This is a genomic window from Pirellulales bacterium (assembly GCA_035533075.1).
Lineage (GTDB): Bacteria > Planctomycetota > Planctomycetia > Pirellulales > JAICIG01 > DASSFG01.
In genome coordinates, this window is the sequence record DATLUO010000010.1 from 1 (window position 1) to 8,673 (window position 8,673).

Genomic DNA, 8,673 nt, shown 5'->3' on the forward strand with positions numbered 1-8,673 from the left:
GCTCGGTGACCACGGCCTCGCGCGTGGTGGCCGCGGGCGACGAGCAATTGATTGCCGCGGTGGAGTCGGGGCTGGTTTCCGTCTCCGACGCGGCGGCCATTCTCGACCTGCCCAAGAACGCCCAGCGCGAGGCCGTGGCCGTCGGAACAACTTCCCTGATTGCCGCGAACTGCAAAGCGTGCTCGGCCGCGCTGATGACGCGGCGGCCATCGCGGCCTACGCGTCGGCGAATCCCAGTCCATGGTCCGACCTGGCGTCGGCGCTGGCTGCGGCCGACGCCGGGCAGCAAACCGCTCTGGCCGCGGCCACACTAACCCGAAGCGCAAGCGAGGCACTTGCATCGCCGCGGCGGAGCGGTTTCCGAGGAACTGCCGAATCGGCGCGGCTCTGCCCCAGCCACCGCCATTCCGTTTCTGCTGTTTAGGCGGGTGGTTGTGAAAATTTGGACCGCGGCCAAGTTCAAAACCAGGGTGACGCCCAGGCAAGCGGTTTGACCTCTCGCTGCCAGGGGCTATGCTTTCCGGGCGATGCTGCGCCCGCCACCCCTCATCGCGAAGCCGCGCTAACTTGATGCCAGGTAATAAAACAGAGCTACCGGGAGACTTGCGTCTCCCGCTCGGGCTGATTGTCATGACGATCTGCTGCGCGTCGCCGCCCAGTGCCGCCGCGCAATCGCCGCTCGCGGTGCGACCGTCAACCATCGTCTTCTCGGCACAAACGGTCCCGTCGCCCAGCGGAATTCGCGAGAATTCCGGCACCACGCCCGACGCCGCCCCGACTTCTCACGAAGCCGGCTACCCGTCGGCCAATCCTCCGCGCTGGAGCGTGCTCGCCCGCAGCCTCGAAGACCGGGCGATCGAATATCGGCAATTCGGCCAGGGCGAAACGCAGGTGCTGGTGGTCGGGCCGCTGGGGGGCGACGAAACCGCGGCGCTGGCGCTCGTCGAGCAGCTCGCCGAGCACCTGGAACGCTTTCCGCGGGGCGTGAGCGGCGTGCGCGTGACACTGGTCCGCGACCCCAACCCCGACGGCCGGCTGCGCCGCTCGCCGCTGAACGCGCGCGGTGTGCGGCTCGACCGCAACTTTGCCACGCGCGGATGGCATAAACTGCCATCCGGCAGCATCTGGTTGAGCGGCCGAGAGCCCGATAGCGAAGCCGAAACACGTGCATTGGCCGATCTCATCAGCGACCTGCGGCCCGACCGCGTCATGATTCTCGCGGCCACGCGCCGCAACGCCGAGCTGGTCTACGCTGGACCGGCGGACGAGCCGGCCCGCGAGTTCGCCAAAGCGAGCGGGCTGCGGCCGGTTCCCCTCAACGCCGCCGCGGAGCAAGGCTCGTTGGCCGTTTACACGGGCATCGACCGCAAGCTGCCGACCTTGGTGGTTCGCGTGCCCGCCGCGCTGCGCGGCGATCAACTATGGTCTATGTACAAACGTGCGCTGCTCGCCGCCCTCAGCGACGGTAACACAGCCGCGGTGCCGGTGCGCCGGGACGGCGAGAAAGCGGCAGGTCCGCCCGCACCGACGGGCAACGCCTTTGCCCGGCGCGCCGACGCGCCACGTGCAACCGCGGTGTTGGCGACCACGAAGCGCCCGCCCCAACAGGAATCGAGCGGGCCGGCAACAGGCCCGCGGACGCTCACCGCCGACGAGCTTCAATCCGGCGGCGAGTTGATGCCCATCGTGCGTTCAACGGCGCAGGCCACACAGCCAACTCCACGCATCAGAAAGCCAGCCGTGCCCAGGACGCCGGTCGCGCCTTTGCGCCGTCAATTCGGGCCGGTATCGCCGCAGGGCACGATCGTGGCACCCACCTTGTCTTTTTCGCAATCTGGGCCGGCGCGGAGCGGCCTTCCCAGGCCATCGTCTGGCTCCGACGGCCTGGGAAGGTCGGCCCACGGCAAGTTTCCGTCCGCCGCTTTATTTCGCTCGAACACGAGCGGCGCCCATTCTTCGGTTCCCTCGATGGCCCCGCCTCCGGAAGCATCGCCGATGCGATCGAACGTCATCGAGCGATTGCCGACGGTCGACGCGGCCTCCTCGCCGCGGCAGACGTTGCCGCAACCGATCCCGTTCTATCCGGAAACGGGCTCCTGACCTTCGTTCTTGTATCTGCACCGCGTGCAACTGGAATCGTCGATCCGGCTACAGCCGGGCTTCTCGATCGTGGCTTTAGCCATTGCGGGGCGACACGGTTTCGCGAGGGCGAATGATTATGAATCGAAGATTTCGCGCAGATCCGGGAGTGCGCCACCGGATCGCGGTGCAGGTCTTCATAGCGCAGCACCAGCAGCGGAAACTCGGCATGCTCGATCCAGGAGGTGACATGCGCGCTCCGCGACCGGGGGCGACACGCTGGGCCAGGTGCTCGCGCTTTGGGAGAGCGACATCGCCGGCCACGATTCGGCGGCGTCGATCGCCGGCGACCTGAGCGACAACCTGGCGATCGACTACAACACGACCAGCGCCAACACGCTGCGCGCCGGCAAGGGTTTTGACGCCTTCTTCGCCACCTACGCCCAAGACAACATCCACGCGCGGCCCGGCGACCTGGTGAACGGCAGCCTCGTGGCCTAGGGCCGCAATAGCCACCTTGTCGGGCGGGCGCTGGTCGGTGTGCTGCAGCGGGCGGAGTGCGACGGCGCATTCGCGCGCTGCCCCGGGCCGACGCCCTCGTCACGCCGGTAGCGGCTCGGTTTTTTTGTTGACTTGCTGCGTGATGAAGTCGATCAGATCCTTCCTAGGCTGGGTCTCGCGGAGCGTTTGGATCTCTGACTCCGTCAGCTTGCTAGCTAGTTGGTCGACGAACAACGGGCCTTCGTCTTTAAAAAGCTTTGTGAGAATTTCCTTCGGCCGCACCTCGGCTAATTCGCGCTGCTCGGGCGAGAGCTTCTTTCCGCTCAGCCGCTCCAATGCCTCAGGAATGGCGAAGAACCACGCCTCGATCTCGGGCACTGCGAAGATTACCTTGTAGGGAACGCCCGCGGTTGCCGAGCGAAGAAGCTCCTCCAAAGTCCTAATTCGCTGTTCGACGGCGTCTTTCTCCGTCACCTCCGTGTCGGCGACCAGGGCGATTGGCCTTCCCTTCGTCACCATGAGTGAGCGGGCTTTAGACGAAATGTTGGATCGTCCACCGACGATAACGATGGTTGTCTCCGGCACGATCTCGGCCGGGAGAAGCCGTCGGAAGAAGGCCGCATCCGAGTTCCCTTCCACCAAGAGGTAAACTTTCATACGATCGCTCCTGTCGTGACGTCAAAGTCGACCATGCCGTGGTCCACGCACATGCGATATTTCATCTCGCAGAGCTCGCAGATGTTCTGCTGGTTTAAAGCGTACTCGACCTCGTCTCCGGTCCAGAGAAGAATCGACTGAGGTAACGCAAAGTGCGCCAGTTGTCTAGCTGGATCCGTGAACCCGTGCGAGCTGAACACCATGCCGAACGTGCCAGCGGGCCGCCGAAGCAATTGGTTCCTCAGCTTAGCGATCGGAGCGATCGCAATGTCGCCGTTCTCGTCCTTGCTTTCGATCAAGCTGTACAACGCTCCAACTCTTACCGAACCGTCGATCTCCTCAACGATTTCCGTTTGACCATAAAGGGAGACCCCGTAGGGCCATCGAACGACGGCACCATCAAGATCGAATGCCCGAAGCACCAGATACTCGAATGCCTTGCCCGCGCCCCAATCGGGCGTGTCCCGGACCTTAACCGCATCCCAAAGCGCAAGCAAGTCTGGCCATCCAAGGGCTAGGATCTTCCTTTCGTATTCTTCTCGGGTGGGCACGACGTTCGTCTCTCGCGGCAAATCGACGACACATCGACAGGTTAGCACGACCTGCGGCCAATTGGCAACTGAAACCAACCAAGGGTAGCGAGCCAGCCTCGCGGTCGAATTCCAGATACACCGCGCCGTTCGTGCAGCACAATAACGTATCGTGTAAGCGCCCGTGGGCGATCGCTCGCGAAACCGGTAGAATAATCCTTGCAGGGTATTCTCGGTTGAAGGGCTACAATGTGCGGCATCGTGGGAATGTTTTCGCCGACGGGTGCGGTCGGCTCTGAAGAGTTGCATCGCGCCACCCAACGGCTGACCCACCGGGGCCCGGATGGTCAACGCACCTGGATGGACCCCGACCATCGCGTCGGCCTGGGCCACGCGCGGCTGAGCATCATCGACCTGGCGGCCGGGAACCAGCCGATTGCCAGCGAGGACGGGCGCCTGCAAATCGTCGTCAACGGGGAGTTCTACGACTTCGAGCGCATCCAGGACGAGCTGACCCGGCGCGGCCATCGGCTCCAGACCCGGTCGAACAGCGAGATCGCCCTGCACCTGTACGAAGAGCTCGGCAGCGGCTGTCTGGAGCGGCTCCGCAGCGAGTTCGCCTTCATCCTCTGGGACGGCGCTCTACTTGTGGGCGAAAGTGGTGCTGCCGAATTATGTGTTGGCGTTTCTGGGCGACCGCATGGAGATGGCGCACTCCATCGAGGGTCGGCTGCCGTTCCTGGACCACCACGTCGTGGAGCTGGCCCGCGACCTGCCGCTTGACCAGAAGATCCGCCGAACGGTCGAGAAACACGTGTTGCGCGAGGCCGCCCGTCCGGTCCTGTCGGCGACCGTGTACGCCCGGCAAAAGCACCCGTTCACCACCCCCCCGGCTGCCCTGAACCCCGACGGCCGGCTCTACCAGCTCATGCAGGATACGCTGCGCGGGCCGACCCTGGACGCGCTGCCGTTCTTCGACCGATCGCGAGTCGTGGCGCTGCTCGATCAGCTTCCCACTATGGACGACGGCCTGCGGACCGCCTACGACATGCCGCTGATGGTCCTGCTGAGCACTTGCGTGATCCAGGAACGGATCGTTTCACCGGTCTGAGCACGACTCCGGCCGAAAGCTCAATCGGCGTCCCGGTCGAGCGTGATCTGATGGAGAAACGGCGATCGACCAGGAATACTGGGTAGATATGGCGCTCGAAACTTTCGGCCTGCTGTTTGGCGGGGCCACCGCGTTTCCGCGGGCGAAGGGAGTTTGGCGCGACGACGAGATCGGCGGCGTGCTCGTCGAGGATCAGCCCGTCGTGGTTCATTGTTACACCACCCCGGCCGACATCGCCGATGCGGATCGTCTAAGCCGGCTTGGAAGTTTCTGCCGACGATTGGGGCGCGAGGCCCGTCAAGGCGAAGTTGGGCTCGTGATCGGCGACGAGTATCTCGCATTTCGTGATTTTGCGAAGGAGTAATTCATGAGCACACGCTTGGACATGGGGCGCATTGCGAAAGAGTTGGGAGCGGAGCGGCGCGGCAAGATGTCGCCGCGCGCGGGCTTTTTCGGGGCCGTCGAGGCCGGTGCCAGCCCGACGATGTGAAAGACTGTGCTATGTCTTTTCGTTCATTGACCGGCCAACAGGACATCGTAGGGGCCAATCATCTGCCCTTGCGATTCGAGCTGTGCTCGAATCCGCGCTGCCTCCTTTGCTGCCCGAGAGTCAAAGGCTAACTCATTGACCGTGGCCAGAAGCCGCTCCACTTTTGATCGTTCGTGCGTTGCATCGGCGCACTTTTCGATCCCCGTGTAAAGCTCATAAACTGTGATCGTGGAAACCACGCATGCGGCCGGAGCCACGGCCGACAACCGGGCGACCACCGACGGATGGTTTTTCATCGCGGCAATGCAAGTGTTTGTATCGAGCAAGTACTGCATTGTCGAGCGAATACTGAGCGACGCGGACCGTCAGTCAAGCGACGCTACGGGCGGCATCTGCCCCTGAGGTTCGTCAATCCGTAGCCCGGGCATCCAGGCGAAGTGGCGGCGGTTGCCGGTGACGAGCACCAGGTCATGCACTAGCGCCGTCGCCCCGATGAGAAGAACCGCATCAGTGCGAGGGTGGCCACCCTGCCGGGCTTCGGACCAGAGCAGCGCCGCCTGATCGAATACTATTCTGTCGATCGGCAGAACCAGCGAGTGGGCGCTGAACACGTCGAACTTAGCGAGTTGGCGCGTGGCCCGCTTGTCGACGTATCCACGTCGAACCTCAAAACGGGTGAATTCGGAAAACGTGAATTGCGCGTACTGCTTCAGGTATAGCTTCGCCTTGGCCGTGACCGCGGCATTGCGACGCTTCAGGAATTCCGAGAGCGTGTCGGTGTCGAGCAGTGACGCGTCCATATCCTAAGAGACATCGCGGCTCGAATGCGTGCGGACGATGGCCGCGTCGAGATTGTCGATTTCGCTGTCTGAAAGGCCCTCGTACACGTCGCACCACGCCGGCGATTCATCGTCCGCGGTCCCAGCCGCCGGCTCCTCGACGCCAGAGTTCATCACTTGAATCACGAGCCGCTGGCATTCGCGCAGTGGGTGGCCCACTACCCGCTCCAGGGCGGAGCGGTCGGACTGGTCAAGGTCTCGGACATCGCGGACGAGAGTTTCCATATCGCCATTCTACAGAGACATCTTCGCTGCCGCCACGCCATCGAGTCTGCTAGAATCACTCCGTTCTCGGAATCGTTGCGCTTGACCCATGAAAACCTGCCCGGCCTGCTCCGCAGAAAAACAAAGCTGATAGCAAGTTCTGCTCAGCCTGCGGCGGCCTGCTCGTGCGGGGGCCAGAGGCGACGGTCGATCACAACCCTGCGAAGAACGCCTGCGTGTCCGCGTCGATTTCCGACCCTCATTCGTCGGCTCATGGCCGCTTCCTGCCGGGAACTAAAATCTGCGGCCGCTACCCAATCGTGTCGCTCGCCGGCCTCAGGCGGCATGGGCAAGGTCTATCGCGCCGATTGCCGGGGCCCGGCGCGCATCACCGACTTCGCCCTGGCACGCCCATTTGCCTGCATCGCTGAGTTCGCTATCATTGATCGGAGTTCTTGCTCAGAAAGGGGATCTGCATGCATCCGCAAACTACTGCCTCGGAATGGCCGGTCCTTGGCCGGGATGATCCGCCCCTGGATATAGACCGTGAAGAGGCGGTCTTCGCCCGTGAACGCGACCGATTGGTTCGCGACCATTGCGGCAAACTTGCGTTGATCCACGATGATGAATTCGTGGGCGTGTTTGATAATCTTGATGACGCCATTCACGAAGCGGTATGCCGCTTCGGTTTGACCAAGGTAGTCATCAAAGAGATCACGGCGTCCGACGCGGCCGAGCACATCTCCCATGTGGATATCAATCATCCCTCCTTCAAGCGGCTCGGTTGAGCCATGGGAACTTTCACTACCCAGGTGGATGATCACTGGATCATGCCTGCGGCCGTTTCGCAAGTCCTCGGTCAACAGCGCGAGTTTCGGATCCTCCGCCGACCGATTCCTCGGCCGGTGCCGGTTCAGCTCATCGTGGACTCGGGGTCAAAACGCACCAGCCTTATCCCGGAAGTAATTCGCCAACTCCAACCGTATGCGGCCGGCAAAGTTCGCGTCGAGACAAGCCTGGCCGTAGGTGAATCACAATTGTTTTGGATACGATTCGAGTTTCCAACGAGTTCCCTGCAACCGATTGCTCAGGTTGCGGCGGCGCGGTTGGAGTTACCGCGTTCCTTGGCTGGGTTCCATGGCATCATCGGCCGAGATGTGCTCCGACAATGGGATTGGGTGCTCTTCCGCGGGCGGCGCCGGTATTTTACGGTGCGAGATTCGGTGCCGTGGTTTTTTGCGCTGGCTTGGGTAGATCCCACGCGGGGCGGCGCCGTCCTTGGCCGTCATTCCGTTCATGAACATGAACGCCGGGGAGGATTGCCAACGCTTCGGACGGAACACCATGAAACTCGCCCATGACGAATTGGAGTTTCTGGCTGCCTGGGCGCGCGAGGAATGGGAGCCTGCGTGTTACGAGCTGCCTGCCCATCGCCTGCAATTGGCTCACGGCGTCGCCGGCGCCCATTTGATCGCGCTCATCAAGGCCTGGACGGAAGGCGAAGGCGAGAAGGATCAAGAGATTCTTGCGGCCGCCGTCAACGCTCAACCTCGTTGGCCCTGGCCCACGACTGACAACTTCGCGGGTCATCTGACAGAAGCAAACGCTTGACCGATGAAAACCTGCCCCGCCTGCTCCGCCGAAAACAACGCTGAAGGCAAGTTCTGCTCGGCTTGCGGCGGCGTGCTCGCGCCGGGGCCGGCGGGCCAACCGGCGCACCAGAGCGGCTCGATCGACCAGTTGCATCGAGCGCACGCGGCATCATTGCCGCGCCGGCCGGCCGAACTGGTGGCCGATCTCGACCCGGCCGTCGAACGCGCGATACGGCACTCCCTCCAAAAAGACCCCCGCCAGCGTCCCGCTTCCGCGCGGGCCGTGGCCGAGGCGCTGGTTGCACGCGAAACCCCGTCGCCAGCACAGCCACCGCCCGAATCATCACCGGAAGGCCAGCCGTCCTTGGCGGTCCTGCCGTTCGTGAACATGAACGCCGACCACGAGAACGAGTTTCTCAGCGACGGCATCAGCGAGGACCTGATCATGGCCCTCTCGCGGCTGAAAGACCTGCGCGTGCCGGCACGCACGTCGTCGTTCGCCTTCAAGGGGAAGAACGAGGACATCCGCCGCATCGGGCAGTTGCTCAACGTGGAGACGGTGCTGGAAGGCAGCGTGCGCAAGTCGGGCAACCGCCTGCGCGTGACCGCCCAGCTCGTGAAGGTGCGCGACGGCTTCCATCTCTGGAGCGAGCGCTACGACCGCGAGATG

14 protein-coding genes are annotated in these 8,673 nt (G+C 63.3%); 9 read left to right on the forward strand and 5 right to left on the reverse strand.

The genetic code is table 11. The features are described from left to right. The 3 genes from VNH11_00755 to VNH11_00765 all read left to right on the forward strand — a co-directional run. On the forward strand, nt 1-314 hold a 314-nt coding region (locus tag VNH11_00755), incomplete at its 5' end, for a hypothetical protein (protein HVA44888.1). A 316-nt stretch (nt 315-630) separates the two neighbouring features. After that, nucleotides 631-2,100 (forward strand): hypothetical protein, encoded by a 1,470-nt coding sequence (locus VNH11_00760; GenBank protein HVA44889.1) that lies wholly within the window; start codon nt 631-633, stop codon nt 2,098-2,100. A gap of 267 nt (nt 2,101-2,367) precedes the next feature. Then, nucleotides 2,368-2,580: a hypothetical protein gene (locus tag VNH11_00765; GenBank protein ID HVA44890.1), complete on the forward strand. Its 213-nt coding sequence runs from the start codon at nt 2,368-2,370 to the stop codon at nt 2,578-2,580. 99 nt (nt 2,581-2,679) lie between these two features. Here the strand turns inward: VNH11_00765 and VNH11_00770 are convergent, their stop codons facing one another. Together VNH11_00770 and VNH11_00775 are read right to left on the reverse strand one after the other, a co-directional pair. Next, on the reverse strand, nt 2,680-3,222 hold the full coding sequence (locus tag VNH11_00770) for a hypothetical protein (GenBank protein HVA44891.1): 543 nt from the start codon (nt 3,220-3,222) through the stop codon (nt 2,680-2,682). Between the two features lie 11 nt (nt 3,223-3,233). After that, on the reverse strand, nt 3,234-4,334 hold the full coding sequence (locus VNH11_00775; protein ID HVA44892.1) for a hypothetical protein: 1,101 nt from the start codon (nt 4,332-4,334) through the stop codon (nt 3,234-3,236). Between VNH11_00775 and VNH11_00780 the strand changes: the two genes are divergently transcribed. The 3 genes from VNH11_00780 to VNH11_00790 all read left to right on the forward strand — a co-directional run bounded on the left by VNH11_00780 (nt 4,294) and on the right by VNH11_00790 (nt 5,368). Continuing rightward, a complete protein-coding gene (locus tag VNH11_00780) occupies nt 4,294-4,878 on the forward strand; it encodes an asparagine synthase-related protein (GenBank protein ID HVA44893.1) in 585 nt (194 codons plus the stop codon). The two genes, VNH11_00775 and VNH11_00780, sit on opposite strands and share 41 nt — an antisense overlap. An 88-nt stretch (nt 4,879-4,966) precedes the next feature. Beyond that, entirely contained in the window at nt 4,967-5,242 is a 276-nt protein-coding gene (locus VNH11_00785; protein ID HVA44894.1) for a hypothetical protein, read from the forward strand. 3 nt (nt 5,243-5,245) lie between these two features. Then, entirely contained in the window at nt 5,246-5,368 is a 123-nt protein-coding gene (locus VNH11_00790) for a hypothetical protein (GenBank protein ID HVA44895.1), read from the forward strand. A 23-nt stretch (nt 5,369-5,391) separates the two neighbouring features. On the opposite strand, the gene VNH11_00795 is transcribed toward VNH11_00790, so the two are convergent. Genes VNH11_00795 through VNH11_00805 form a run of 3 tightly spaced genes read right to left on the reverse strand, consistent with a single transcriptional unit; the run spans nt 5,392 to nt 6,432 of the window. Further along, a complete protein-coding gene (locus VNH11_00795; protein HVA44896.1) occupies nt 5,392-5,703 on the reverse strand; it encodes a PIN domain-containing protein in 312 nt (103 codons plus the stop codon). A gap of 30 nt (nt 5,704-5,733) precedes the next feature. Continuing rightward, the gene (locus VNH11_00800; GenBank protein HVA44897.1) at nt 5,734-6,168 is read right to left on the reverse strand and encodes a type II toxin-antitoxin system VapC family toxin; all 435 of its coding nucleotides are present in this window, start codon (nt 6,166-6,168) and stop codon (nt 5,734-5,736) included. A 3-nt stretch (nt 6,169-6,171) separates the two neighbouring features. Then, nucleotides 6,172-6,432 carry a hypothetical protein gene (locus tag VNH11_00805; GenBank protein HVA44898.1) on the reverse strand — a complete coding sequence of 87 codons (261 nt, stop codon included), beginning with the start codon at nt 6,430-6,432 and terminating at the stop codon, nt 6,172-6,174. A 455-nt stretch (nt 6,433-6,887) separates the two neighbouring features. Between VNH11_00805 and VNH11_00810 the strand changes: the two genes are divergently transcribed. From VNH11_00810 to VNH11_00820, 3 genes are all read left to right on the forward strand, one after another. Next, nucleotides 6,888-7,199 carry a hypothetical protein gene (locus VNH11_00810; GenBank protein HVA44899.1) on the forward strand — a complete coding sequence of 104 codons (312 nt, stop codon included), beginning with the start codon at nt 6,888-6,890 and terminating at the stop codon, nt 7,197-7,199. Nucleotides 7,200-7,689: 490 nt separating this feature from the next. Next, nucleotides 7,690-8,022 carry a hypothetical protein gene (locus VNH11_00815; protein HVA44900.1) on the forward strand — a complete coding sequence of 111 codons (333 nt, stop codon included), beginning with the start codon at nt 7,690-7,692 and terminating at the stop codon, nt 8,020-8,022. A 3-nt stretch (nt 8,023-8,025) separates the two neighbouring features. Beyond that, a partial coding sequence (locus VNH11_00820) for a hypothetical protein (protein ID HVA44901.1) occupies nt 8,026-8,673 on the forward strand: 648 nt, incomplete at its 3' end.